The following is a 26,194-nucleotide window of genomic DNA, read 5'->3' on the forward strand; positions in this document are numbered from 1 at the left end:
CAGCAAATTTAGTAAATATACATGACGAATGGCTTAAAACATGGTATGATTATTTTTGAAAAAATGGCAGTAAAGCTCATTTTTTTGGCAGTCAAACTTTTAGGAGGTAGAAGACGATGAAAAAAAGAATCCTAGGGTTAGCCTTGGCCGCAGGTGCCATTGGGGGCCTCGGTATGGCTAAGCGTGACTTAGTTGAAGCAATCGTAAAATTGGAAAGACCCCAAGCTGAACTCTTCACCAAGTATGAAGGGGCAGGGGCTTATGCTTATATTATGAAAAACCAAAGCAAGAGCGAAGACCTCTTCTTAGACTGGATTGACTACAAGGGCTGGAAAAAAGCCGACCAGGTCGGTGAGGGTTACTTCTTTATTAATGACGATCAAGAAACCCTGATCTTAAACCGCGAGGCCCTCCTTGGTGGCCGCTACCTGGTATTCCGGGCTTCCAGACCGGTTGATGCTTAAAAAACAATGAAGGGGTGAGGTCATGCAGACGGACAAACATTTTGTCATTGTCACCGGCATGTCCGGTGCAGGGAAGACCCAGGCCAGTAAAGTTTTAGAAGACATGGGCTATTTCTGTGTCGATAATTTGCCGTCCCCCCTCATCTCCCGGTTTGCAGACCTGATTGTTACGAGCGAGGGTAACATCAATAAAGTTTGTCTGGTCGTCGATTTAAGAGACGGCTCCTTTTTAGACAGTATTGATGATGCGCTCGCTTATTTGCATGCCATCGGCATCCATTATGAAATCATCTTCCTGGATGCATCTGATGAAGTCTTGGTGCGGCGCTTTAAGGAGTCCAGGCGGAGCCACCCCCAAAGCCCGGCCGGGTCCCTTTTAACCGGGATTCAGCTGGAGCGGGAGGCCCTGGCCTACTTGCGTGACCGGGCCCAGACCATTATTGACACCAGTAACCTGACCAATGCGGACCTGAGGCAGACCCTTATTGATACCCTGACCTCTGAAGATACCGGCATCCAGGTGATGGTCACCTCCTTTGGCTTTAAGCATGGGATTCCCATTGATGCAGACATCGTCATGGATGTCCGCTTTATGGCCAATCCCTACTATGTGCCCGAGCTCCGCCAGCTAACCGGCCGAGACCCGGCGGTTCAATCCTATATTTACGACCGGCCGGAAACCCAGCGCTTTTTGCGGCATTTTTCCGACTTAATCTTGGAGCTTTTGCCGGAGTATATCAAGGAGGGCAAGAACCAGCTCTCCATCGGGATTGGCTGCACAGGTGGCCAGCACCGGTCGATCGCCATGGCCATTGCCCTGGGCCGGCGGGTGGCAGAACAGGGCTATGAGGTGACGGTGAACCACCGCGACCATTAGTTGAGATGAGGTGATGGCTTGAAGCCACGCAAGCGACTTTCCAAATGGCTTTCTCCCGGTTTAGGGCTGAAACGCTGGGCCATTTTAGGCGGGGTAGCCTTAGGGCTTGTGGTGTTGGGCTTGTGGTCCATGGTCAACAACCAGACCGCCAAGCAATTCACCTATGATGTCGTTCATTTCCTACAATTAAATCTTCCAGACCTTTCCTTTTGGCAAGGTCTCATTTGCGTGTTCATCGGTATAGGGCTCATTCTTTACAGCAGTATGCAGGTTTCCAGCCGCTTTCACAGCACCAAGGGGTCCAGCATAGATGCTTATTATGAAGAAACCATCCTGGCCAATGGCCCCAAGATTGTGGTCATTGGCGGCGGGACCGGCCTGGGGGTCCTATTACGGGGGCTGAAGAAGTATACCTCCAATATTACGGCGGCGGTGACCGTTGGCGATGATGGGGGGTCCTCGGGCAAGCTCCGGGAGGCCTTTGATGTCATCCCCGTCGGGGACATCCGCAACTGTATTGTGGCCCTGGCAGATGAGCAGGATATTATGGAGAAGCTCTTCAGCTACCGCTTTGCCAAGGGGGAGGGCCTCAAGGGGCACAGCCTGGGGAATTTGCTCCTCTTGGGGCTGACCGCTGTCCAGGGAAACTTCCAGGATGCGGTGGCCAATATTGACCAGGTCCTGCATATTTCCGGCCGGGTCCTGCCCATTACCATGGAGCCCCTGACCCTGGTGGCCAAGATGAGTGACGGCAAGCGGATTGTCGGCGAATGCCATATTACCGATGCCGAGGCCGCCATTGCAAAATTAAGCATCCGGCCCGGTGATGCGGAAGTCCTGCCGGAGGTCCTGGCGGCCATTGCTGAGGCCGACGCCATTGTCCTCGGGCCGGGCAGCCTCTACACCTCGGTCCTGCCTAATTTGTGCGTGAAGGGGGTCACAGAGGCCCTGGCCAAGTCGCGCGGCCGGGTCTTTTATGTCTGCAATGTCATGACCCAGCCCGGGGAGACGACAGACTACACTGCCGCCGACCACCTCCGGGCCATTTTGGACCACAGCCAAGAGGGGCTGGTGGACTATGTCATCGCCGATGATGGCACCACCTCGCCGGATGTGGCCCTGGCCGACTTTATCACCGGCGGTGGGGCCCATGTCCAGGTGGATGCAGCCGGGATTAAGAAGCTCGGCGCTGACCTGGTGACTGCCCCCCTGGTGGCTTCAGACAACCCCTACCGGCATGCCTCCCTGCCCCTGGCCAAGACCATTATGGAGACCCTCTATAATGATAACTACTTTAGACTCCACCGGGGCCTGGTCAAGTCCTACTGGGATTGGCAGACCTATAAGCATAGAAAGGATTTGGACACGTGAGTTACTCGGCAAAGGTAAAAAACGAACTGGTCCACCTGTCTGACCTGGATGAAAGGGAGCAGGTGGCTCAATTGGCCGGGATTGCCCGCATGGACGGGTCCATCCTCATCGGTGCGGGTAAGCAAATATCCCTGGCCCTGGTTTCAGAACACGCCGCTGTGGCCCGCCAGGCCTACAGCTGGTTGAGACAATTATTTCATTTAAATGCCCGGATAGAAATCCAGCGGCATACCAAGTTAAAGAAAAACATCCGCTATGTGGTCCGGGTGCCCGGTCAGGGCCGGCTCAAGACGGCCCTGACCACCCTGGGGATGATGAATGAGGACGGGCTCCTCTTCCGGTCGGATATCGCCCCGGAATTCACCGGTGGAGACCAGGTCCGCCGGGCCTATATCCGGGGCATCTTCCTGGGTAGCGGGTCCCTGACCGACCCCCAGCGGAGCTACCACCTGGAAATTGTCACCCAAAGCGAGGAATACGCCGAACAAATTACCGACCTGGTGGCCGGCTATGGCATTGACTTCCGGATGAGCTACCGGAAGGAAAACTGCGTCCTCTACCTGAAGGAGAGTGAGCAGATCAGCGACTTTTTGGCCCTCATTGGCGCCCATGAGGCGGTCATGGACCTGGAAAATGTTCGGGTGGCCAAGGGGGTCCGCAACCGGGTCAACCGCCTGGTCAACTGTGAAACGGCCAATATGAACAAGGCCATTGATGCGGCCCTCCGCCAGGTGGAGATGATTGAATACATCCAGGCCCAGGGGGCCTTTGATAAGCTGCCCCGGGCCCTTCAGCAGGTGGCCAAGCTCCGCCTCTTGGCCCCGGAGGCCAGCCTGAAAGAGCTGGGCGAAATGTGCGACCCGCCCATCGGCAAGAGTGGGATCAACCACCGGATGCGGCGGCTGGAGCAGTTTGCCGAAAAACTCAAGGCAGAAGGTGACCTTTGGTGATCATGATGATTGATTAATGACCTATCCATGCGTATAATAAAAATAAATATGACGCACAAGGAGGCAAACATGGGTAAAAAAACACTAGAAGATTACGATGTAGCTGGTAAGCGGGTCCTCTTGCGGGTGGACTTCAATGTCCCCCTGGATAAGGAAACCGGGGCCATCAGCAATGATGAGCGGATCCAGGCCGCCCTGCCGACCATCCGCTATTTGCTGGACCATGAGGCCCGGCTGATTATTATGAGCCACTTGGGCCGGCCCAAGGGCCAGGTGGTCGACAGCCTGCGGCTGGACCCGGTGGCCGACCGGTTATCGGCCCTCCTGGGCCAACCGGTGGCCAAGGCAGACGACTGTATTGGCGAGCTGGCTGAAAAGGCCGTCGCTGACCTACAACCGGGCCAGGCCCTCCTCTTGGAAAATGTCCGCTTCCATCCGGAAGAAGAAAAGAATAGCCTTGAATTTGTCAAAAAATTGGCTGCCCTGGGGGATATCTTCGTGAACGATGCCTTCGGGACCGCCCACCGGGCCCATGCCTCGACGGAGGGTGTTGGCCACTTTTTACCGGCTGTTGCCGGCTACCTGATGAAAAAAGAAATTTCCGCCCTGGCCCGGGCCGGCAAGCGCCCGGTCCGTCCCTATGTGGCCATTATTGGCGGGGCAAAAATATCCGATAAAATTTTAGTGATTGAAGAGCTCATGAAAATCGCCGATAAGATTATTATCGGTGGGGGCATGGCCAATACCTTCTTAGCAGCCCAGGGCTATGATATGCAGGCCTCCCTGGTTGAAACAGATAAGATCGACCTGGCCAAGAGCCTCTTGGACCAGCAGGCCGAAACCGGCAAGGCCTTCTTACTGCCGACCGATGTGGTTGTGGCCAAGAGCCTGGATGATGCCCAAGGAACCATCAAAAAGGTGGACGACCTGGCCGCCGGGGATATGGCCCTGGATATTGGACCGGCCACCCGGGACCTTTATGTCAAGGCCCTGGACGGGGCCCAGACCATTTTCTGGAACGGCCCCATGGGGGTCTTTGAAAAAGAGGCCTTTGCCCAGGGGACCAATGCCCTGGCCCAGGGGGTGGCCGATAGCGCGGGTTACACCATTATTGGCGGGGGCGACTCGGTGGCCGCTGTGGCTCAGGCCGGCCTCAGTGAACAAATTGACCATATTTCTACCGGTGGCGGGGCCTCCCTAGTCTTCCTGGAAGGCCGATTGCTCCCCGGTTTAGCGGTATTGGAAGAACGGGAGGATGAACCGGCATGAGAAGGTTACTCATTATGGCCAACTGGAAGATGAACAAGACCGCAGGAGAGGCGGTGGCCTTTTTTGATAGCCTGCCGGCCCTGCCTGCTGAAGTGGATACAGCCGTTTTTGCCCCGCTGACAGCCCTGGATGCCCTATCCAAGGCGCCCTTGGCCGGGGTTGGCCTGGGGGCCCAAAACTTCCACCCGGCAACTGCCGGTGCCTTTACCGGTGAGGTCAGCTTGGCCATGCTGGCCCCCTTTGGTGTCCGCTATGTCTTAACCGGCCATTCGGAACGCCGGGACTTATTTAAGGAATCAGATGCCTTTGTGGCAGAAAAATACTGGGCAGCGGCTGACTATGGTATGATGCCTGTCCTCTGTGTCGGCGAAAGCATGGCCATCCGGGAGGCCGGCGGGGCTGAAGCCCACACCCGGGCCCAGCTGGATGCAGTCTTTGGGGACATGACCGGCAGGGTCCTCCCCAAGGAAGTCATCATTGCCTATGAACCGATTTGGGCCATTGGCACCGGTCTCACTGCAACGGCGGAAGATGCCGAGGCCATGTGTGCCAGCCTCCGGGCCCATTTAGCCGACCGCCTGGGTAAGGACGTGGCCGCCCAGGCCCGGATCCTTTACGGGGGCAGTGTGAAGCCGGATAACTGTGCAGCCCTTTTTGCCCAGGAAAATATTGACGGTGGCTTGATTGGCGGGGCCTCTTTGGAGCCGGCCAGCTTTGCCGCCCTTGTGGAGAAGGGGTGTGCCAGCTGTGGCTAAACCGGTGGTCCTCTGTATCTTAGACGGCTGGGGCCTGGCCCCGGCAGGGCCGACCAATGCGGCCAGCCAAGCCCGGACCCCCCACTTGGATCATCTTTTTGCGACGGTGCCCCATACCCAGTTGGAGGCCTCCGGCGAAGCCGTTGGCCTGCCGGCCGGGCAAATGGGGAATTCGGAAGTCGGCCACCTGAACCTGGGCGCCGGTCGCGTGGTCTACCAGGACCTGGTCCGGATCAGTCGGGCCATCCGGGACGGCAGCTTTTTCGACCAGCCGGCCCTGGTCTCCCTGGCTGACCAGCTCAAAAGCACCGGGGGGACCCTCCACCTGATGGGCCTCTTATCTGACGGTGGCGTTCATTCTCATAACAGCCACCTTTATGCCCTCCTGGTCTGGGCCAAGGACCAGGGGCTCAGCCAGCTGGCGGTCCATGTCATTACCGATGGCCGGGATGTGTCGCCGGATTCAGGCCTGGCCTATGTCCAGGACCTGGAAGCGGAAATCGCCCGCCAGGGCCTTGGCCGGATCGCCTCGGTCAGCGGTCGCTATTACGCCATGGACCGGGACAACCGCTGGGACCGGGTCCAGAAAGCCTGGGCGGCAGTGGTCCAGGCTCAGGGCCCGGCCGCCGATGAGGCGGTGGCCTGTGTCCAGGCCTCCTATGACGAAGGGGTGACGGATGAATTTATCCTGCCCACAGTCATCGGCCCCGGCCGGCCCATGGCCGATGGAGACGGGGTCATCTTCTTTAACTTCCGGGCCGACCGGGCCCGGGAATTTTGCCAGGCCCTGGTCAAGGAGGACTTTTCCGGCTTTGACCGGGGTACCCAGCCTCAAGTGATGCTGCGGACCCTGACTGAATACGAGGCCGGCCTGGTGCCGGCAGAAAATATCATTTATCCGCCGGCCGCCATTGACAATACCCTGGGGGCCTGGCTGGCCAAGCAGGGCAAAAACCAGCTCCGGACGGCGGAAACGGAAAAATATGCCCATGTCACCTTTTTTTTCAATGGTGGGGTGGAAACACCCAACCCAGGTGAAGACCGGCGGTTGGTGCCCTCACCCAAGGTGGCCACCTATGACCTGGCCCCGGAAATGAGTGCGGCGGCAGTCGCAGACGGGGTTGTCCAGGCTCTGGAATCCGGTGACAAGGACTTTATCTTGGTTAACTTTGCTAATCCGGATATGGTCGGCCATACCGGCCAGCTGCCGGCCGCCATCCAGGCCATGGAGGCCGTTGACCAGGCCCTGGGTCGGATCCTACAGGCCCTGGCCGGAACAGAAGGCGCCATGCTCATCTGTGCAGACCATGGTAACTGTGAAAAGATGCAGGATGAAAGCGGCAAGCCGGTAACCAGCCACACCAGCAACCCGGTGCCCTTATTGCTCGTTCAGGGCCGGGGGAGGACCCTCCGTCCGGGGGCCCTTTGTGATATTGCCCCGACCCTTTTAGACTTAATGGACTGCCCGCAACCGTCGGAAATGACCGGTTGCTCTTTACTGGAAGGAGACCAGCATGCATAAAATTAAAAGCATTATTGCCCGGGAAATCCTCGATTCCCGTGCCAATCCGACGGTTGAAGTAGACGTATGGACCGATACCGGCTTTATGGGCCGGGCGGCCGTACCCTCCGGGGCCTCGACCGGCGCCTTTGAAGCCGTGGAATTACGGGATGGCGACAAGGGCCGCTACCTGGGCAAGGGGGTCCAAGAGGCTGTGGCCAATGTCAACGATACCCTGGCCCCGGCCCTCCTGGGCATGGACGTCTGCCGGCAGAATGAGCTGGACGCCAAGCTCCTTGCCCTGGACGGCACCGATAACAAGGGGGCCTGCGGGGCCAATGCCCTTCTGGGCGTTTCCCTGGCCTGCGCCAAGGCAGCTGCCGCCGCCAATGGCCTGTCCCTCTACCGGTATATCGGCGGGGCCAACGCCCACGTCATGCCGGCCCCGATGATGAACATCTTAAACGGGGGCAAGCATGCCGACAATAACGTGGACATCCAGGAATTTATGATCATGCCCCTGGGGGCGCCCAGCTTTAAAGAAGCCCTCCGGATGGGGTCGGAAATTTATCATGCCCTGAAAAATGTCCTCAGCAACCGGGGCTTGGCCACCGCTGTTGGCGACGAAGGGGGCTTTGCCCCGAACCTGGCCTCTAATGAAGAAGCCCTCCAGGTCATCGTTGAAGCCATCAAGGAAGCCGGTTATGAACCGGGCAAGGACATCTTCCTGGCCCTGGACGTCGCCTCCTCCGAACTCTACAAGGACGGCAAGTATGACCTGGCCGGCGAAGGGACCAGCAAAACCGCTGGAGAAATGATCGACTTCTATGAAGGCCTCATCGACCGTTACCCCATCATTTCCATTGAAGACGGTTTAGATGAAGAAGACTGGGAAGGCTGGCAGCAGCTGACCGACCGGCTCGGCGACCGCTTGCAGATTGTCGGGGATGACCTTTTTGTCACCAATACCAAGCGGCTGGCCCGGGGTATTGAAAAAGGCGTCGGCAACAGCATCCTCATCAAGGTCAATCAAATCGGGACCCTGAGCGAAACCCTGGCCGCCATTGAAATGGCCGCCCGGGCCGGCTACACCAGCGTCATCTCCCACCGGTCCGGTGAAACGGAAGACGCCACCATTGCCGATATCGCTGTGGCTGTCAACGCCGGGCAAATCAAAACCGGCGCCCCTGCCCGCACCGACCGCGTCGCCAAGTACAACCAGCTCCTACGGATTGAAGAAGAACTGGGCGACAGCGCCGTCTACCTGGGCCGGGAAGGCTTTTTCAACTTAAAATAATTTTTTAATGACCGTCCGGCAGCCCGCCGGACGGTTTTTTGCTGGCTGAAAAGAGTAGGGCCGGAGGGGCTGGCGAAATTTGTCAGAGAAGGGAAGGTGAGGGGGAGACAACCTAAGCAAAACTTAGTAGCCTGTATGCACCTATTGAGTCATTTGTGGCATTAAAGGAGAGACGTTTGGTTTAGGCCTTTCGAATATTTTCGAACAAGAACTCTTTTGATATTTTGCTCAATGAAAAAACCGACCCAACTTGCTTGGGGCGGTTAGGGCGGTTCGCTTTCTTACTCATAACGATATTCTCTTTTTCCGTTAGGGACAAATGGCAAAGCAACGGGCAGTAAAGCCGGCGCCTCCCACCACCATAGGGAAGCCGCATACAATCAGTGCTCCTACGGCCGGCAGCTCATAGAGATTTCTCATCAATTCAATTTGATAGCGCCCCTGGTCCAAAATATAAGTCTCGCCTACATAGCCAACTTGACTAGAAACAACCGGAGGGTCGGTATCAGAGCTCTCGTGTCCGATAGCCGTCACATTCCGTTTTTCCACCAGATACTTGATAGCATCCAAGCTCCAACCGGGATAGTGCTTGTTGCCTTCGGCGTCACGGTTATCCTTGTCTTCCCGCTTGCACCAGTCAGTACGCAGCGCCACAAAACTAGCCTTCGGAATGGGGCCGTTGGTCGCCTCCCAGCTCAGAATATCCTGGACAGTGGCGGCATAGTCCACATCCCTGGCTACCTTGTCGCTGACATCGATCACGCATAGGGGAAGGATCATTTCTTCTGCACCAATCTTGTCTAGGGCGCGTTGGTTCTCTACAAAATGGATAGGCGCATCCACGTGGGTACCATATTGGCTGACAAGCTGGAACTTGTTGACGAAGAAACCATCAGCGTAGGTAAACAGCGTTTCATCAATCATGGGAGAAAAACCTGACCAGTGGGGTGACTCGGGAGATAAGGGGTAAGACAGTTCGACAAAGCGGTGTTTTTTCAATTCTTCGCAGAGTGTCCAAAGGGAGCGGTCAGAATGGTTCATCTCATTTTTCACCTTCGATACCTCCTAAGTCGTAATTTTTGCGACAAAGCGCCTTAATTATTTTTACCATAACATATTTTTTACCTCATGTTGTGCATTCATTTCACAAGATATTGAATTATTTTCGTCAATACGGACAAAAGCAGCAAAGAATCACATAGTGCTTCCCTGCTGCTTGGCTGTAGTTTTACTGGAAATACGGATTTTCATCCGGATATTTTTCCGCAATATATTGCTGCGTCACCTTAACAAAAGCCCTTGCTGCCGCTGTCACCAACTCAATTTTCTGAGTTGCGATGCCGATCGTACGGAAGGGTGCACCCTCAATGGGATGGGCCTTCACATTATTCTTGACCCGCTGCACCACCAACTCCGGCAGGATACTGATGCCCATGCCGCTTTCCACCAGCGCTACGATGACAGAATCCTCACCCAGCACATGTGGACTGTACACCTCAATATTGTTGGCTCGCAAAAAGGCCAATGCATCAAAATCCGATCCGGCAGGAGGCGAGATAAAGGTCTCCTTCTCAATATCCTCAATCGTTACAAAGTCATTGTGGCTAGGCTGGAAATCCCGAGCTGTCAGGCATAGCAAGCGGTCTCGAGTCAGTGGGTAGGCAATCAGGTTGCCTTCCACTGGCAAGGAAACAAAGGCAACGTCTAATCGCCCTTCTGCCAGCCCCGCTTCTAGATCAGCGTAGCTGCCTTCGTGGATGTGTAAGTCGATTTGCGGATGTTGCTGGTACATGAGACGAATAATATCTGGCAGCCAGTTGCAGCCCACACTGCTGAAAACGCCCACATTCAACACGCTCGAGCGAAGATCACAGATACGATTGATCTCCTGCTGTAAGCGCTCTTCTGCCTTGATGGCAAACTGCACAAATGGAAGCAGGTCTTTTCCCTGCTCCGTTAGCCTAACGCCGTCCCTCCCACGGATTACCAGCTGCATTCCCAACCGTTCTTCCAGCTTTCGCAGGGAGTGGCTCACCGCCGATGGCGTCAGATGTACGATCTCCGCTGTTTTCGTCAGACTCTTGGTGTTGACCACCAGTTCAAAAATACGATAGCTGATATCCACCATAAAGTTTCCCCTCCTCCCTGGGTTATCTTCGTCTGCGTTTTCTGCTGTATAGACTTTTGCCCTTCAGTTACTTGAATGAATTTCATGAATATTTGAATATCTTTCGCTTTATTCTAGCCTTTTTACAGTGGCTTGTAAAATGAATTGCGATAAATAAAAAAACGCATAATGGGTTCGTGTAAGTGATGGTTTCAGGCAGATACGTTTCTGCTATCTTAAGTTTAACATCCAACCTATATTTTGCCATACAGAGACCCCCTAAAGTTAGACTTTTTGGTCCAACTTTAGGGGGTCAGTTCATAGGCAGGTTTTTTTATTCATTGTTCCTGGAGCTAGTCAGTGTTTTCCTTGAACCAGCCTTTAAGATGGTTAGAGATGTTTTCCATGTTATCGGTGATAAGGGGCTGGTCGGGCAAAGACCCGATAAATTGGCGGCCGTAGTTTTTACTTAGGAGCCGGTTATCCAGGATAATCACGGCGCCGTGGTCTTTAGCGGACCGGATCAGCCGACCGGCGCCCTGGCGGAAGCGGAGGATGGCGTGGGGGAGGCTGAGTTTATTAAAGGCACTCTTCCCCTGGGCCTCGATCCGTTCGGCTCGGGCGCTTTCGACGGGCATGGTTGGCGGGGCAAAGGGAAGCTTGGCGATGACTACGGTGCGCAGGTGGGCACCGGGGACGTCAACCCCTTCCCAGAAGCTGGAGGCCCCGAGGACGACGGTCTTGCGTTTGCTCTGCATGGTGGCAATAATACTAGACCGGCTGCCATCCTGGCCATGGCCCAGGATGGTGTAGTCACTCAGGCGGCGGTCCTTTTTAAGGGCGAAGTAGACCCGGTTGAGCATGGCATAGCTGGTAAAGAGGACCAGCATATCCCCGTCAACAGCCGGGATGAGGGCGGTTAGGTCCCGGGCGACGTTATAGGAATAGTCCATATCGCTTACCTTTGAATAGTCCGGGTGGTCGGTAGGGATGGCGATGAGGGACTGGGTCCGGTAGTCAAAGGGGGAGCTGCAGATAAAGGCCAGGTAGGTCTCCGGGTCCAGGAGGAACTTATCGGCGGTGAAGGTCAACTGGCGGTTGACCGCCAGGGTGGCCGAGGTCAGGATGACGCTTTCCTTGGCGTTGAAAAGCTTTTCCTTTAAGAGGGGGGCAATGTCTATGCGGGCGCTGTAGAGGAGGAGGTTATTCCCCCAGCCGGCAGTGACACTTTTGACCCAGTGGACCAGGTCGGTGTTTTGCCCGTCCAGGATTTGGGCCAGGCATTCCAGGGCTTCTGTAAAGGTATCCAGGGCGAAGCCCAGCTCTTTGGCGAGGGATTCAAGCTCTTCAGCCTCTCGGACCCGGTCCAGGAGCCGTCTGCCGCTGCGGTTAAAGGCGGTTAGGGCGTTGACCAGGCCGGCCAGGTCGGCAGATAGGTCCTGCCACCAGGCCTGCTTGCGGACCTTGTCCGTTAACCGTTTATCGGATACCCGGTCTAATTCGGGCAGTTTGACGGCGAAGTCGATGAGGGCCTTGAGCCGGTCTTCCAGGCTTTCGGCATCGGCCCTTAGGCCGGTGACCATTTCTTCGATTTCGACGGTGTCAAAAACAAGTTCCGGGGCAGTCTTGGCCTTGGTGTTCAGGCGGTTGAGAATACCCTGGGGCCGCTTGAGGGCGGCCATGGACTTCCGCAGGAGTTCCAGGTCGACGGTGTCGGTCCACTGGCGGGTGGCTTCGTCTTCCAGGTGGTGGGCCTCATCAATGATGACCTGGTCATACTGGGGCAGGATGCCGCCCTCCAGCTTCATATCCTGAAGGAGGAGGGAGTGGTTGACGATGATGACCTGGCTTTTTTCAGCGGCCCGCTTATTGTTGAAGTAATAGCAGTCGTTAAAGTGGGGGCAGCGCCGGTTTAGGCAGGTATCTGCGGTGGCCGCAATGCCCTGCCAGTATTGGTGCTCCATTTTATTGAGGTTTAACCGTTCCCGGTCTCCGGAGGGGTCCCGGTCCAGGTGGCGGATCAGGGAGCTGAGAAACAGGCGCTCGGTCGGATTGAGCTGGTCGGCATTTTTGACCTGCTGGTAAAACCGGCGCTTGCAGAGGTAGTTGGTCCGGCCCTTGCTGATGGTGGCCCGGAAGGGAAAGTCCAGGGCTCGGCGGAGGAAGGGAAGGTCATACCGGAAAAGCTGTTCCTGCAAGGTGATGGTTGCCGTTGAGACAATGAGCCGGCTGTCGTTTTCGTAGCTCCAGAGGAGGGCCGGGACCAGGTAGGCGAAGCTCTTGCCGGTGCCGGTGCCGGCTTCAATGATGGCGTGCTTGTGCTCTTCCAGGGCCTGGGCAATGACGGTCAGCATTTGCCCCTGTTCAGGCCGCTCTTCATAGGCCTCATGGGCCTGGGCCAGGAGACCGTCAGCAGCGAAAAAGTCCCGGGCATGGTCAAAGTCCAGGGCCGGGGCTGGTGATTCTTCCCATAGGGCCGGTTCGGCTAGGTCTTCATCAGGTGCAGTAGCCATCGGGACAGCCGCTTCCAGGAGGCGGCGGAGGGGGCTGTCTGCTTCAAGGACATTGGCCATATCCTGGAGGATGAAGGGGTCGGTTCGGCAGATTTCTGCGAATAGCCGCTGGGTAACGGCGGCGGCCACATAGGCGTCATTTAAGGCCCGGTGGTGGCCAGGGTCGTCAATGCCCAGTTCTCCGGCCAGGGCTACCAGCTTATAGCTGGTCAAGGTCGGCAGGAAGAGCTTGGCGATATCATGGGAGTCCAGCCAGTCATTGGGGAGGTCCTCGCCAAAGGCATAGGCCAGTCGGCCCCGGTCAAAGGGGACGTTGTGGGCCAGGAGGAGGCGGCCTTCCAGCTTGTCAGCCAAGTCCTGGCAGATGTCCGCCCAGCTGGGGGCATTTTCCAACATCCGGGGGGTAATGCCGGTCAGCCGGGTGATCTCCCGGGATAGGGGCTTGGTCGGCTTGACAAAGGTCTGCCATTGGTCGACGATTTTATCGCCATTGACAAAGACCAGGCCGATTTCGATGATTTCCGCATCCTTTTCCAGGCCAGTGGTCTCTAAGTCCAGGGCAACGAAGCGATCAAATCCACTAATCATTGATGGACCAACTGTTGAGGTAGGCGGCTTGGCCCTCGGTCAGCTGATCGATATCAACGCCCAGGGCCTGGAGCTTGATTTCTGCCACTTCCCGGTCAATGGCCGGGCTGACTGGATAGAGGCCCGGAGCCGGGCGGTTTTCAACCAGGCTATTTAAGGAGAGGACCTGGAGGCCAAAGGTGAGGTCCATGATTTCAGCCGGATGGCCATCACCGGCGGCGAGGTTGACCAGGCGGCCTTCTGCCAAGAGGTAGATTTTTCGCCCGCCAGCCAAGCTGTAGGCATCGATATTGGGCTTGACCCGGCGATAGTCTTTGGCCATATCGGCCAAGGCATCCTTGTTGATTTCCACATCAAAGTGGCCGGCATTGCAGCAGATGGCCTGGTTCTTCATTTGTTCAAAGGCATCCCGGTCGATGACATGGCGGTTACCGGTGACGGTGACGAAGACATCGCCCAGGGGGGCGGCTTCGACCAGGGGCATGACCCGAAAACCATCCATCATGGCCTCGATGGCCTTGATGGGGTCTACTTCCGTAACGATGACCCGGGCGCCGAGGCCCTTGGCCCGCATGGCGACCCCCTTGCCGCACCAGCCGTAGCCGATGACCACGCAGGTGGTGCCGGCGACCACCAGGTTGGTGGCCCGCATGATGGCGTTCCAAACGGATTCGCCGGTGCCATAGCGGTTATCGAAGAAGTGTTTCATTTGGGCATTATTAACGGCGACCATGGGGACCTTCAGGGCACTTTCCCGGGCCATGGCCTGGAGCCGGACAATGCCGGTAGTGGTTTCTTCACAGCCACCAATCATATGGTCGAGCTTGCCCTCATAGGCATCATGGAGGAGCTGGGTGAAGTCGCCGCCATCATCAATGTAGAGGTCAGGCTCAAACTCAGCCAGCCGGCGGATGTAGTCATGGTATTCTTCCGGACTGCAATCGTGGGTGGCAAAGGCCGTTACCCCTTCTTCCACCAGGGCGGCGACAACGTCATCCTGGGTCGATAGGGGGTTAGACCCGGCGACGGCCACTTCGGCACCACCGGCCTGGATGACCAGGGCCATGTAGGCTGTCTTGGCCTCTAAATGGAGGCAGATGGCCACTTTTTTCCCAGCAAAGGGCTGGTGTGCTTTGAACCGGGCCTCAAGGGTGTTTAATATGGGCATATGGGCCTTGACCCAGTTGATTTTATCGTAGCCTGCAGGGGCGAGGGAGATATCTCGAATAATACTCTTCATGGTAGACTCCTTTCGAGGGCAGTATAGTCAAACCATATTATAAGGTGAACCGGTCAGGGGTGCAAGGGGAGCCCCTGGGGCGGGGCTTGTAAAATGCTTGCAGGGGCAGGGCATGAACAGTATAATAAAAGTAGGTCCGGGCCAGGCGGCTCGGACTTTTATCAAAAAATGAGGAGGTTGCTAATGATTGGTCAGCACTTGCTCAGTATCGCTCAACTGACCCCTGAGGATATTGACCATATATTTACCGTCGCACGGGACATGCGCGACCGGTTGCAGAGTTCACGTAAGAAACGGGATGACCTGGATGGACGGGCGGTCATTAATCTATTTTATGAAAACAGCACCCGCACCCGGACGTCCTTTGAATTAGCGGCAAAGTACCTGGGCGCAGAGGTGGTTAATATTGTCGCCAGTGCCTCCAGTGTGCAAAAGGGGGAGTCCTTAAAGGATACGGCGGCGACCCTAAACCGCCTCAAGCCGGATGGGATTATTATGCGCCACCCGGCCAGCGGTGCCCATAAGATTTTATGCGAGAATGTAGACGCCATCGTCATCAACGGCGGTGATGGGACCCACGCCCATCCGACCCAGGCCCTATTGGACGGGCTGACCATTAGCGACCATAAAGGCGACTTTTCCAAGCTAACCATTGCCATTATTGGTGATATCCTCCACTCCCGGGTGGCCCGGTCCAACATAGCCCTTTACCGGAAGTATGGGGCCACCATCCGGGTAGCTGGGCCGCGTACCCTTATCCCACCGGCTATTAGCGATGAGGGCGTCATCGTCTGCCCAGACATGGAAAAGGCCTGCCGGGATGCAGATGTCATCATGATGCTGCGCATCCAGCTGGAGCGGCAGGATGCAGGCCTCTTCCCCTCTGTAGAGGAATACGCCCACTTTTATGAGTTGAACCCCCGCCGCCTGGCCCTGGCCAAGCCGGATGCCATCGTCCTGCACCCGGGCCCCATCAACCGGGGGGTAGAAATAGAGCCATCAGTGGCCGACGGCGACCGGTCTCTGATTAATGAGCAGGTCACCAATGGCCTGGCCATCCGGATGGCATTACTGAAGATCATGACTGAGGAGGCATAGCATGCTACTAAGAAATGGACACCTGGTTGACCCGGGACAAGCCATTGACGGCGTCACCGATATTCGCATTAAAGGAGCAACCATTGCCGAACTGGGGCCGGACCTGCCGGCAGAGGCCGGTGAAGAGGTCGTTGACCTGGAGGGGCTCTATGTCATTCCCGGTTTAATTGACCTGCACGTCCACCTGCGTGACCCGGGCGATGAAGACTCGGAAGACCTGGAAAGCGGGAGTAAGGCAGCCATTGCCGGCGGCTTTACCACGGTGGTCTGCATGCCCAACACCAAGCCGGTGATTGACAACGTGCCCATGGCCACCTATATCCAGGAAAAGTCTCGCCGCCTGGGCTATGCCGATGTCATCCCTTCAGCGGCCATTACCAAGGGGGAAATGGGCAAGGAAATCACCGAAATCGGCATGCTGAAAGAGGCTGGGGTCGCCGCCTTTACCGATGACGGGAAGACGGTTATGGACGCCGGTCTTCTCCGCAACGCCATGGACTATGGCAAGGCCTATGACGCCCTCTTCATGGAACACTGTGAAGACCCCTGCCTGAGAGACCGGGGTGTGATGAATGAAGGGAAGGTGGCCACAGAGCTGGGCCTTTTCGGCGCCCCCAAAGAGGCCGAAGATGTCATCATCATGCGGGACATTATGCTGGCCGAGCTGACCGGGGCCCGGATGCATATCCAGCACCTGTCTACAGCCCGGGGCCTGGACATGGTGCGCCAGGCCAAGGCCAAGGGCCTGCCCATTAGCTGTGAAGTCACCCCCCACCACCTCCTTTTAACCGAAGAAAAGGTCCGGGGCTACAATACCTTTGCCAAGGTAGCCCCGCCCTTGCGGACGGCTGAAGACAATGCGGCCCTGATTGCCGGCCTGCAGGATGGGACCGTCGACTGTATCGCCACCGACCATGCCCCTCATGCAGCCGAGCTGAAGGACTGTGAATTTGTCCGGGCCCGGTTTGGGATTTCCTCTATTGAGGTGGCCTTCCCCCTGGCCTGGACCCACCTGGTCGGCAGCGGCCAGCTCTCCTTAAGTGAATTGGTCCGCCTGATGAGTGCCCGGCCCGCTGACCTCCTGGGCCTGGAAAGGGGGAGCCTCATTCCGGGCCGGGTAGCGGACATCCTTATTTTCGACCCCAATACCGAAAAAGAAGTCAACCCGGAGTCCTTCTACAGCAAGGGGAAAAACTGCCCCTATGAAGGGGAAACCCTATCCGGTTGGCCAGTCCATGTGCTCCGGGCCGGCCGCCTGGTTTATCGGAATGGAGCCATCGTCGCCCCGGGGGAAGAGGCATGACTGACAAGCACTTTGGCCCCTACCCCATTACAGCAATAAAAAGCCTGGGCCGGGAGCTGGTGGTCTGGGTCCAGGCGCCGGCTATTCAGGCCGCTGCCCAACCGGGACAATTTGTCATGGTCGGCCTGGGCCGCCCCCGGGCCAACTTTTTAAAGCGGGCCATCAGCATCCATGCGGTCCGAGAAGGTGAAATCGCCCTGGCTATCCTGCAAGTGGGAGATGTGAGCCGGGCCCTGGCCGGCCTCCAGCCCGGCGATGAAATAGAACTAATCGGCCCCTTGGGCCATGGCTTTGACCTGGACCCCAAGGGGGGGCCGGTTGCCATGGTCGCCGGGGGGATTGGTCATGCCCCCTTCCGCTTTTTAGCGGAAGGCATAAAGGATAAGGCCAGTGACCTGGCCCTTTATGTCGGGGGCCGGGATAAGGCTGCCCTAGCGGGCCTAGACTGGGCTAAGGCGGCCGGTCTGGAAGTACAGGTCGCCACGGAAGATGGCTCTGCCGGGACCCGGGGCTTTGTGACCGCCCTCCTAGAGGACCTGGATCCGGACACCCGCCTCTATGCCTGCGGGCCCCTGCCCATGCTATCAGCCGTCCAGCGCCTGGCCTTAGACAAGGGCCTGGCCTGCCAGCTCTCCCTGGAAGGGAAGATGGCCTGCGGCGTCGGGGTCTGCCTGGGCTGCACCTGTGCCCGCCCGGACCCAAGGGCCACTTACGCCAAGGTTTGCACAGATGGACCGGTCTTTTGGGCTGAGGAGGTGGACCTCCATGGTTAATATGCAGGTAGACTTTTGCGGGATTCCCTTTAAAAATCCCGTTTCGACCGCTTCAGGCACCTATGGCTTTGCCATTGAATACGGCAGCTTTGTGCCCGTTGAAGACCTGGGGTCAGTGACCACCAAGGGCCTGACCCTCCAAGCCCGGCAGGGAAATTCCGGCGTCCGGGTGGTTGAAACGCCGGCCGGCATGCTCAACTGCATTGGCCTGGAAAATCCCGGTGTAGACGCCTTTATCCAAGATATCCTGCCCCGGATGCGCGACCGCCTGGCGGCCTCCGATACAAAAATCATCGCCAACATCAGTGGCAATACGGTAGACGAGTATGCCCGGATGGCAGAAAAACTGGCCGCCTGCCCGGATGTGGCCTTGCTGGAAGTGAACATTTCCTGCCCTAATGTCCGGGCCGGTGGGATGGCCTTCGGGACCTCCTGCAGCCAGGCAGTAGCCGTTTGCCAGGCAGTGAAGGGGGCTGCCGGCCAGCCGGTGCTTATGAAGCTTTCGCCGAATGTGACGGATGTCGTTGAAATTGCCCTGGGCCTCCAGGAGGCCGGGGCAGATGGTCTGGCCATGATCAACACCCTGATGGGGATGGTCATCGACGTCGATAAGCGGCGGCCTGTTTTAGGCAATATCACCGGAGGCTTGTCCGGCCCGGCTGTCCGCCCGGTTGGGGTGCGGATGGTCTGGCAGGTGGCCCAGGCGGTGGATATCCCCATCCTGGCCATGGGCGGGATTGATACGGCCAGAGACGCCTTGGAATATATCTTGGCCGGGGCCCGGATGGTGTCGGTAGGCGCAGCAGCCTTTGCCGACCCCCTAGCCCCCATGCAGGTGGTTGAAGGGCTCCGGGCCTATTGCGAAAAATACCAAGTGGCGGCCATTACCGACCTGGTCGGCGCCGCCTGGAAGGAGGATACCGGTGGCAACTGAACTGATTGTAGCCCTGGATTTTGATACAGCAGAGGAAGCCCTGGCCCTGGTGGATGATCTGAAAGATGATGTTCTCTGGTATAAGGTGGGCCTGGAGCTCTACCTGAATTCCGGTGGCCGGATTTTATCTGAACTGAAGATGCGGCGGCGGAAGGTCTTCCTGGACTTAAAATTTCATGATATCCCCAATACCGTCCACCAGGCTGTCCGCTGGGCAGCCGGCACCGGTGTGGACCTCCTGACTGTCCACGCCCTGGGCGGGGTGGATATGATGCAGCGGGCGGCTGAAGCCGCCAAGGAAGGGGCCGAAGCCGCCGGGGTTGACGTGCCGACTGTAGTGGCGGTGACCGTTTTAACCAGCATGGACCAGGCCGGCCTGGCTGCCATTGGCATCCCTGATGGGCCGGAAAAAGCTGTTCCCCGCCTGGCCAAGCTGGCCAAGGCCGCCGGCCTGGATGGGGTGGTCTGCTCCGGCCAAGACCTCCTCCTCTTTAAAGATATCCCCCAACCCTTTGTCACTGTTTGCCCGGGCATCCGGCCGAAAGGGGCAGATAGAGGGGACCAGAGCCGGGTTCTAACGCCGGCTGAAGCGGCCCAACAGGGCGCCAGTTTTATTGTCGTCGGTCGACCGATTCGCCAGGCAGCAGACCCGGTGCAAGCGGCCCGACAGATTCTTCAAGACCTAAGGGAAGGTGAGCAGAAATGAAAGAAGAGGAAGCCTTAAAAATACTGGAAGACACCGGCGCCTACCAAAGGGGCCACTTTAAGCTCTCCAGTGGTTTACATAGCGATGTATACGTTCAATGTGCCCAGCTCCTGATGCACCCGGCTCTGGCAGGGCAAATCTGCCGGCAGGTGGCCGACCTCTGGCGGGATGAAAAGCCGGAAATGGTTGTGGGACCGGCCATTGGCGGTATTTTAGTGGCCTATGAAGTGGGCCGGGCCTTAAATGTCCCCACGATTTTTGCAGAACGGCAGGAGGGGGTCATGACCCTGCGGCGGGGCTTTGAGCCCCACGTGACCAAGGGCCTCCGGGTCTTAGTGACGGAAGACGTGTTAACCACAGGCGGGTCAGCCCAGGAAGTGGTTGAACTCTTACAAGGCCTGGGCGCTGATGTCATTGGGGCAGCGTCCATCATTGACCGGACCCATGGGAATACCCTCAAGTTGACGGTGCCCCACCGGTCTCTTATCACCCTAGAGGCCGGCACCTACCAGCCCGACGCCTGCCCCTTGTGCCAGAAAGGCCTGCCTATTAATAAGCCGGGGAGTCGCCCGGGGATTTGAGTAACGAGAAAGAACGGGCCCTGCTGATCTTCCTGCCGGCGGAAGGCAGCCAGCCGGACCTCATCGCCCGGCGCCAGGCGGAAATGTTGGCCCTGGCCGATAGCGCCGGCCTGGAAGTGGTCGATACCCTGTCCCAAAAGCTGCGGGGCGACCAGCGGCAGCTGGGCAAGGGCAAGGCCCAAGAGGCAGCGGCCTATATGGCAGCAGCAGATATTGATGTGGCTGTTTTTGACCGGGACCTGACTCCCTCCCAGACTCGGGCCATGGAAAAGGCCCTTGACCGGAAGGTCATCGACCGGGCGACCCTCATCCTGGATATCTTTGCCCAGCGGGCCCGGACCCGAGAGGGGCGGGTGCAGGTAGAAGGGGCCCAACTGGCCCGCCTGCTCCCCCGCCTGACCGGCCAAGGGACCGCCTTGTCCCGGCTGGGGGGCGGGATTGGGACCCGGGGACCGGGGGAAACCCAGTTGGAAACAGACCGTCGGCATATCCGGCGCCGCCTGGCCCAGGTCCAGCGAGACCTTAAGAAGGTCAGCGCTGAACGTCAGGTCCAGCGGGCCGCCCGGGAAGCCCAGCCCCACCCCTTTGTGGTTATCGTGGGCTATACCAATGCCGGCAAAAGCACCTTCTTAAATGCCCTGACCGGCAGCGATATTTACGCTGAAGACCGGCTCTTTGCCACCCTCGACCCAACGACCCGCCGGGTCAGCTCTCCCCTGGGAGAGCTCTACTTTATGGCCGATACGGTGGGCTTTATGGAAGACCTGCCCCCGGAACTGACCATTGCCTTTAAGGCAACCCTGGAAATTGTCAAAGAGGCCGATGTCCTCATCCACCTCTTTAATGTCGCCGATGAGGGCTATGAAGACCGGATCCGGGTGGTCAACCACTTCCTCCGGGACCTGGGTGGGGAGGGGATTCCCATGCTCTATGTGGCCAACCAGGCTGACCAGCTGGATGAAAGCCCCTACCTGGGAGGCTTCTTTAAGGATGAGCCGGTGGTGGCCCTTTCGGCTAAGACCGGCCAAGGCTTTGACGCCTTTTGGCAGGCCCTCAGGCCCCTGGCGGAGAAAAGCCTTTTTGCCCAGCCGGTCCGTCTGCCCAATAGCGCCGAAGGGGCCCGGCTCCTGGCCTTGGCCCATGAAAGCGGTGAAGTTTCCCAGCTATCGGCCACGGAAGCAGGCATTTCCTTTTACCTGCGCGGGGACCGGGACCGGCTGGCCGGCCCCTTTGGCCCCTATATTAAAGGGCCGGAAGATGATCAAGATTAAAGCAATAGAAAGGAACCTGCCCCAACAATGAATGCTTTTCAGAGACAATTAGCCCAGCAATGCGGCATCAAGGAGGCCGCCCTGGCAGAAATCAGTGAAATCGAAGAGCGGTATGCAGCAGCCTACGCCCGGGTCGATGAAATGACCAATGCCGCCCAATTACGGATTTTAGCGGCCTTTCAAGCGGAAAACGTCGGCGACTTCCACCTGCATGGCTCGACCGGCTATGGCTACGGAGATATTGGCCGGGACAAGCTGGAAGAGGTCTGGGCCCGGGTCTTTCAGGCCGAAAGTGCCCTGGTCCGGTCCAATATTGTCAGCGGGACCCATGCCATTTCCACCGTGTTATCTGCCCTTTTAGGGCCGGGCGATGAATTACTCTCCATTAGTGGCATGCCCTATGACACCCTCCAGACCATTATTGGTGAAACCGGTGATGACCCCCAGTCCCTCAAGGCCCTCGGGGTCCGGCATCAGGTGGTTCCTTTAACAGCCGATGGCGACTTTGATGACCAGGCGGTCCTGGCGGCCATTGGCCCCCAAACCAAGGTCATCTCCATTCAACGGTCTCGGGGCTACCTCTGGCGGCCCAGCCTTAGCATCGAAAAAATTCGGCGGATTGCGTCATTGATTCGAGACCGGTTCGCTGATATCATTATATTTGTAGATAATTGCTATGGGGAGTTCGTAGAAGAAGAAGAGCCCCTGGCTGCCGGTGCAGATATTATCGCCGGGTCCCTGATAAAAAATCCGGGCGGCGCCCTAGCTCCGCGCGGGGGCTATATTGCCGGTCGGGAAGACCTGGTCCGGCGGGCGGCGACCCGGCTGACCGCGCCGGGCATTGCCTTTGAAGTGGGCAGTGCCCTGGACTTTAACCGGCCGGCCTTCCAGGGCCTCTTCATGGCCCCCCTGATTGTCCAGCAAGCCTTAAAAGGGGCCATCTTTGCGTCAGCTATGCTGGAAAAGCGGGGCTTTGCGGTATCACCAGGGCCGGCTGACCGGCGGACGGATATTATCCAGGCCATCCGCTTTGGGGCAGAGGCGCCCCTCCTGGCCTTTGCAGAAGGGATCCAGGCGGCCTCGCCCCTGGAAAGTTATGTCCACCCGGAAGCCGCCTTCTTGCCCGGCTATGAGGACGCCGTCATTATGGCCGGGGGGACCTTTACCCAGGGCTCTTCGATCGAATTATCCATTGACGCCCCCTTGCGGGCCCCTTATATTGGGTATATGCAAGGGGGATTATCCTATGCACATGTTGTATATGCAGTGACGCTTGCTTGCCAAAGATTGGAGGCTTAAGATGGATGTCTATGCATGGCTGCTGATTATTGTATTGCTTGTAGGGACCCTTGGTACCTTTGTGCCGATGGTGCCCGGTATGTGGTTGATTTTTGCCGGTATCCTGGTTTATGGACTTTTTGACAGCTGGACGGCCTATTCACCGGTGTTTGTGGTGGTGGTTGGCATTTTAGCGGTCTTAACCTCGGTATTGGACTACGGTGGGGCCATGATTGGGGCCAAAAAATTTGGCGCCTCCAATATGGCCCCCATTGGGGCCCTGGTGGGCTCGGTGGTGGGCGGCCTCCTTTTGAATATCCCCGGGACCCTCTTAGGGGGGATTGTTGGGGCGATTTTAGCGGAGTATAAGCGGCAACGGTCCCTGCCCCATTCCCTGCGGGCAGCGGCCGGGTCCTTAATTGGGACGGCCATTGGGTCCTCTGTCCAGTTGGTGGTGGCCATGGTCATTACGGTCTATGCCATCTTCCGCTTACAAGGAGTCGCCTAATGACGGCCCCGCTGACAGTGGGTGTCCTCTTTGGCGGCCCCTCGGAAGAATACGAGGTTTCCCGGAAGTCTGCCTGTACTGTGATGAGGGGCTTGCGGGAGGCCGGTTTTGCCCCGGTCGCCATTGGCATTGCCCGGCATGGCCGCTGGTATGGACCGATCGCTGAAGAAGATATCCTGACCTTTGACCCGGTTGAAAATGCCCCCGGCGAAGTGGCCATGATGCCCCGGCCCGGTGGCACTGTATACCGCTTATTTGACCTCCAGCCCATTTGCGAGCTGGATGTGGTCTTCCCCATTATCCACGGGACCTACGGAGAGGATGGCCGGCTCCAGGGCTTTTTGGATATGTGCTGCCTGCCCTATGTCGGGGCCGGCGTTGGCGCCTCGGCCGTTGGGATGGATAAGGTCTACATGCGGGATATTGCCAAATGTCACGGCATTGCCCAGACGGACTATGCCCCCCTCCTGCGGAAGCGCTGGCAGAAGGACCAGACCGGGGTCTTAGAAGACCTGGCTCGGCAATTCGCCGGGGCAGAGGTCTTTGTCAAGCCGGCTAATGGGGGGTCTTCCATTGGGATCAACAAGGCTACGAACCGGGATGAGCTTATCTATGCCATTGACCAGGCCGCCCGCTATGACCGTAAAATCATGGTGGAACGGGCTGTTGAAAAAAGAGAAATAGAGTTGGCGGTTATGGGCAATGACCAGCCGGTGGCCTCGCTCCCCGGCGAAATCCTGGCCGACCAGGCCTTTTACGACTACCACAGTAAGTATGAAAGCCAGGTCAGCCGGACCGTTTGCCCGGCCAACCTAGATGAAAAAACCACTGAAGCCGTGCAGACCACCGGTTTGAAAATCTACCGGGCCCTGGACATGTGCGGCCTCTGCCGGGTAGACTTCTTTATTGAAAAAGAAAGCGGCCGGCTCCTTTTCAATGAGGTCAACACCCTGCCCGGTTTTACAGAGATCAGTATGTACGCCCAGATGTGGGCTGCCAGTGGGAAAGACTTAGCAACCCTCTGCCGGGAATTGGTCGAACTCGCCATCGCCCAACGGGCGGAGGTTGATGCCAATGCGATTACCTTAGGAGGGATATAATGGCTAAAAAAGAGTCGAAAAAAAAGAGTGCAACCAGAGTAGAAGGGGAAGGGCGGGAAGCCGCCCTAAAACGTGCGATTAAAGATATAGACGAACGTTTTGGTGCCGGGGCCGTCATGCGGCTGGGCGACCAGGACAAGCTGGACATTGGAGCCATTTCTACCGGGTCCATGGCCCTGGACAAGGCCCTGGGTATCGGGGGGATTCCCATCGGCCGGATTACGGAAATATACGGGCCAGAGTCATCCGGTAAAACCACTGTTGCCTTACATATTATTGCCGAATGCCAAAAAACCGGTGGGACGGCCGCCTTCATTGACGCAGAGCACGCCCTGGACCCCATCTATGCCGAGCATATCGGGGTGGATACAGCCAACCTCCTGATTTCCCAACCGGATAACGGGGAACAGGCCCTGGAAATTTGCGATGCCCTGGTCCGTAGTGGGGCCGTTGACATTGTCGTCGTGGACTCCGTTGCCGCCCTGACCCCTCGGGCAGAAATTGAAGGGGAAATGGGGGACACCCATGTCGGCCTTTTGGCCCGGCTCATGAGCCAGGCCCTGCGGAAGCTGACGGCCAACACTGCCCGGACCGGGACGACCCTTATTTTCATTAACCAGGTTCGGGAAAAAATCGGTGTCGTCTACGGGAATCCGGAAGTGACCACCGGTGGCCGGGCCCTGAAGTTCTACAGTTCTGTCCGCCTGGAAGTCCGTCGGGGCATGGCCATTAAAAAAGGGGACGAGCAAACCGGGAACCGGACCTCCGTTAAAGTGGTCAAAAATAAGGTGGCCCCGCCCTTCAAGAAGGTCGAATTCGACATCATGTATGGGGAGGGGATTTCCATTTCCGGCGGCATTGTGGATGTCGGCGCTGAAATGGGCATTATTAACAAGAGTGGGTCCTGGTATTCCTATAAGGATGAACGGCTCGGTCAAGGCCGGGATAACGCCAAGGCCTTCCTGGAAGAAAACCCTGAGCTCATGGAAGAAATCCGCCAATTGATTATGGCTGGGGTGGAAGAGCCTTCAGCTGCAGAGGGGGCGAAGGCCACTCCAGAAGATAAAGAGCCCCTTGTGGATGACGGTTTTGTGGATGAAATGAATGCCCTCCTGGACGAAGACTTTTTAGATGATGACAACCTGGAGGACCTATGATCAGCCAGAGGCATAAAGACGCGGCGCTAAAATTTTTAGCGCCGCGTCGTCGTACAGAGCAGGAAATGCGCCTTCACTTGGAAAAGCTGGACCTGGCCCTTGAGGACATAGAGGCCCTGGTGGCCTGGCTATACAGTTACGGCTACCTAGACGATGCCGAATACGCCGCCGCCTATATCCGGGATAAATTGCGCTTCCACCCCTGCGGGTCCTTGCGCCTGCGCCAGGAGCTCCGTGACAAGGGGGTTGATGAGGCCACCCTCCAGGCTGCCCTGGCGGCAAACCTACCGGTTGACTTGGAAAAAAGGTTTGTGAAACATTTTTATCTGAAGGCCCGCAAAAGGGGGCGGACCCATGTCCAGGCCCTCCGCTATGTAGCTGGCAAGGGATTTCCCGGCGACCTGATCCGGGGGTTGGAGGAATTCTTATAATGGCTTGACAATATTTGTTCTAGTTCGTAAAATTGTAAAGAGGCTCCGCATCTGCGGTGTAAATAAGTGTTTTCGCATCCCTTTGGATTGCCCGTAGGGCGGGAAGATCAATTATTGATACC

The 26,194-nt window shown here is 57.4% G+C and carries 24 protein-coding genes; 20 read left to right on the forward strand and 4 right to left on the reverse strand.

The window, feature by feature from the left end; genetic code table 11:
• Positions 1–116: 116 nt before the first annotated feature.
• The 8 genes from ACLGL1_RS02400 (at position 117) to eno (ending at position 8,484) form a co-directional block, all read left to right on the forward strand.
• Positions 117–464 (forward strand): hypothetical protein, encoded by a 348-nt coding sequence (locus ACLGL1_RS02400; protein WP_411007198.1) that lies wholly within the window; start codon positions 117–119, stop codon positions 462–464.
• Positions 465–486: 22 nt separating this feature from the next.
• Positions 487–1,341, forward strand: a complete 855-nt coding sequence (gene rapZ, locus ACLGL1_RS02405) for an RNase adapter RapZ (RefSeq protein WP_411007199.1) — start codon at positions 487–489, stop codon at positions 1,339–1,341.
• Between the two features lie 18 nt (positions 1,342–1,359).
• A complete protein-coding gene (locus tag ACLGL1_RS02410) occupies positions 1,360–2,712 on the forward strand; it encodes a gluconeogenesis factor YvcK family protein (RefSeq protein WP_411007200.1) in 1,353 nt (450 codons plus the stop codon).
• The gene (whiA, locus tag ACLGL1_RS02415) at positions 2,709–3,662 is read left to right on the forward strand and encodes a DNA-binding protein WhiA (RefSeq protein ID WP_411007201.1); all 954 of its coding nucleotides are present in this window, start codon (positions 2,709–2,711) and stop codon (positions 3,660–3,662) included. The genes ACLGL1_RS02410 and whiA overlap by 4 nt, the downstream gene beginning before the upstream one ends.
• A gap of 69 nt (positions 3,663–3,731) precedes the next feature.
• Positions 3,732–4,931, forward strand: coding sequence for a phosphoglycerate kinase (locus ACLGL1_RS02420; RefSeq protein WP_411007202.1), 1,200 nt, complete (start codon positions 3,732–3,734; stop codon positions 4,929–4,931).
• Positions 4,928–5,686: a triose-phosphate isomerase gene (gene tpiA, locus ACLGL1_RS02425; RefSeq protein WP_411007203.1), complete on the forward strand. Its 759-nt coding sequence runs from the start codon at positions 4,928–4,930 to the stop codon at positions 5,684–5,686. The genes ACLGL1_RS02420 and tpiA overlap by 4 nt, the downstream gene beginning before the upstream one ends.
• The gene (gene gpmI, locus ACLGL1_RS02430) at positions 5,670–7,208 is read left to right on the forward strand and encodes a 2,3-bisphosphoglycerate-independent phosphoglycerate mutase (RefSeq protein WP_411007204.1); all 1,539 of its coding nucleotides are present in this window, start codon (positions 5,670–5,672) and stop codon (positions 7,206–7,208) included. Before tpiA ends, gpmI begins: the two co-directional genes overlap by 17 nt.
• Positions 7,201–8,484 carry a phosphopyruvate hydratase gene (gene eno / locus ACLGL1_RS02435; protein ID WP_411007205.1) on the forward strand — a complete coding sequence of 428 codons (1,284 nt, stop codon included), beginning with the start codon at positions 7,201–7,203 and terminating at the stop codon, positions 8,482–8,484. The genes gpmI and eno overlap by 8 nt, the downstream gene beginning before the upstream one ends.
• A gap of 309 nt (positions 8,485–8,793) precedes the next feature.
• Here the strand turns inward: eno and ACLGL1_RS02440 are convergent, their stop codons facing one another.
• The 4 genes from ACLGL1_RS02440 to ACLGL1_RS02455 form a co-directional block, all read right to left on the reverse strand.
• A complete protein-coding gene (locus tag ACLGL1_RS02440; RefSeq protein WP_411007206.1) occupies positions 8,794–9,537 on the reverse strand; it encodes a cyclase family protein in 744 nt (247 codons plus the stop codon).
• Positions 9,538–9,712: 175 nt separating this feature from the next.
• Positions 9,713–10,612 (reverse strand): LysR family transcriptional regulator, encoded by a 900-nt coding sequence (locus tag ACLGL1_RS02445; protein WP_411007207.1) that lies wholly within the window; start codon positions 10,610–10,612, stop codon positions 9,713–9,715.
• 332 nt (positions 10,613–10,944) lie between these two features.
• The gene (locus tag ACLGL1_RS02450; RefSeq protein WP_411007208.1) at positions 10,945–13,692 is read right to left on the reverse strand and encodes a helicase C-terminal domain-containing protein; all 2,748 of its coding nucleotides are present in this window, start codon (positions 13,690–13,692) and stop codon (positions 10,945–10,947) included.
• Positions 13,685–14,932, reverse strand: a complete 1,248-nt coding sequence (locus ACLGL1_RS02455; RefSeq protein ID WP_411007209.1) for an adenosylhomocysteinase — start codon at positions 14,930–14,932, stop codon at positions 13,685–13,687. The genes ACLGL1_RS02450 and ACLGL1_RS02455 overlap by 8 nt, the downstream gene beginning before the upstream one ends.
• Positions 14,933–15,109: 177 nt before the next feature.
• Between ACLGL1_RS02455 and ACLGL1_RS02460 the strand changes: the two genes are divergently transcribed.
• Genes ACLGL1_RS02460 through ACLGL1_RS02515 form a run of 12 tightly spaced genes read left to right on the forward strand, consistent with a single transcriptional unit; the run spans position 15,110 to position 26,072 of the window.
• Entirely contained in the window at positions 15,110–16,030 is a 921-nt protein-coding gene (locus tag ACLGL1_RS02460; RefSeq protein WP_411007210.1) for an aspartate carbamoyltransferase catalytic subunit, read from the forward strand.
• Position 16,031: 1 nt separating this feature from the next.
• A complete protein-coding gene (locus ACLGL1_RS02465; protein ID WP_411007211.1) occupies positions 16,032–17,333 on the forward strand; it encodes a dihydroorotase in 1,302 nt (433 codons plus the stop codon).
• Entirely contained in the window at positions 17,330–18,106 is a 777-nt protein-coding gene (locus ACLGL1_RS02470) for a dihydroorotate dehydrogenase electron transfer subunit (RefSeq protein WP_411007212.1), read from the forward strand. Before ACLGL1_RS02465 ends, ACLGL1_RS02470 begins: the two co-directional genes overlap by 4 nt.
• Positions 18,099–19,040, forward strand: a complete 942-nt coding sequence (locus tag ACLGL1_RS02475; protein ID WP_411007213.1) for a dihydroorotate dehydrogenase — start codon at positions 18,099–18,101, stop codon at positions 19,038–19,040. The genes ACLGL1_RS02470 and ACLGL1_RS02475 overlap by 8 nt, the downstream gene beginning before the upstream one ends.
• Positions 19,030–19,746: an orotidine-5'-phosphate decarboxylase gene (gene pyrF / locus ACLGL1_RS02480; RefSeq protein ID WP_411007214.1), complete on the forward strand. Its 717-nt coding sequence runs from the start codon at positions 19,030–19,032 to the stop codon at positions 19,744–19,746. The genes ACLGL1_RS02475 and pyrF overlap by 11 nt, the downstream gene beginning before the upstream one ends.
• On the forward strand, positions 19,743–20,327 hold the full coding sequence (gene pyrE, locus ACLGL1_RS02485; protein ID WP_411007215.1) for an orotate phosphoribosyltransferase: 585 nt from the start codon (positions 19,743–19,745) through the stop codon (positions 20,325–20,327). The genes pyrF and pyrE overlap by 4 nt, the downstream gene beginning before the upstream one ends.
• Positions 20,324–21,598, forward strand: coding sequence for a GTPase HflX (gene hflX, locus ACLGL1_RS02490; protein WP_411007216.1), 1,275 nt, complete (start codon positions 20,324–20,326; stop codon positions 21,596–21,598). The genes pyrE and hflX overlap by 4 nt, the downstream gene beginning before the upstream one ends.
• A 27-nt stretch (positions 21,599–21,625) precedes the next feature.
• Positions 21,626–22,897 (forward strand): aminotransferase class I/II-fold pyridoxal phosphate-dependent enzyme, encoded by a 1,272-nt coding sequence (locus tag ACLGL1_RS02495; protein WP_411007217.1) that lies wholly within the window; start codon positions 21,626–21,628, stop codon positions 22,895–22,897.
• 1 nt (position 22,898) lies between these two features.
• Positions 22,899–23,384, forward strand: coding sequence for a DUF456 domain-containing protein (locus ACLGL1_RS02500; protein ID WP_411007218.1), 486 nt, complete (start codon positions 22,899–22,901; stop codon positions 23,382–23,384).
• A complete protein-coding gene (locus ACLGL1_RS02505) occupies positions 23,384–24,484 on the forward strand; it encodes a D-alanine--D-alanine ligase family protein (protein WP_411007219.1) in 1,101 nt (366 codons plus the stop codon). Before ACLGL1_RS02500 ends, ACLGL1_RS02505 begins: the two co-directional genes overlap by 1 nt.
• Positions 24,484–25,641 carry a recombinase RecA gene (gene recA / locus ACLGL1_RS02510; protein ID WP_411007220.1) on the forward strand — a complete coding sequence of 386 codons (1,158 nt, stop codon included), beginning with the start codon at positions 24,484–24,486 and terminating at the stop codon, positions 25,639–25,641. Before ACLGL1_RS02505 ends, recA begins: the two co-directional genes overlap by 1 nt.
• A complete protein-coding gene (locus ACLGL1_RS02515; protein ID WP_411007221.1) occupies positions 25,638–26,072 on the forward strand; it encodes a regulatory protein RecX in 435 nt (144 codons plus the stop codon). The genes recA and ACLGL1_RS02515 overlap by 4 nt, the downstream gene beginning before the upstream one ends.
• Positions 26,073–26,194 lie beyond the last annotated feature (122 nt).

The sequence above is a fragment of the Peptococcus simiae genome (assembly GCF_046569735.1).
GTDB lineage: Bacteria > Bacillota > Peptococcia > Peptococcales > Peptococcaceae > Peptococcus > Peptococcus simiae_A.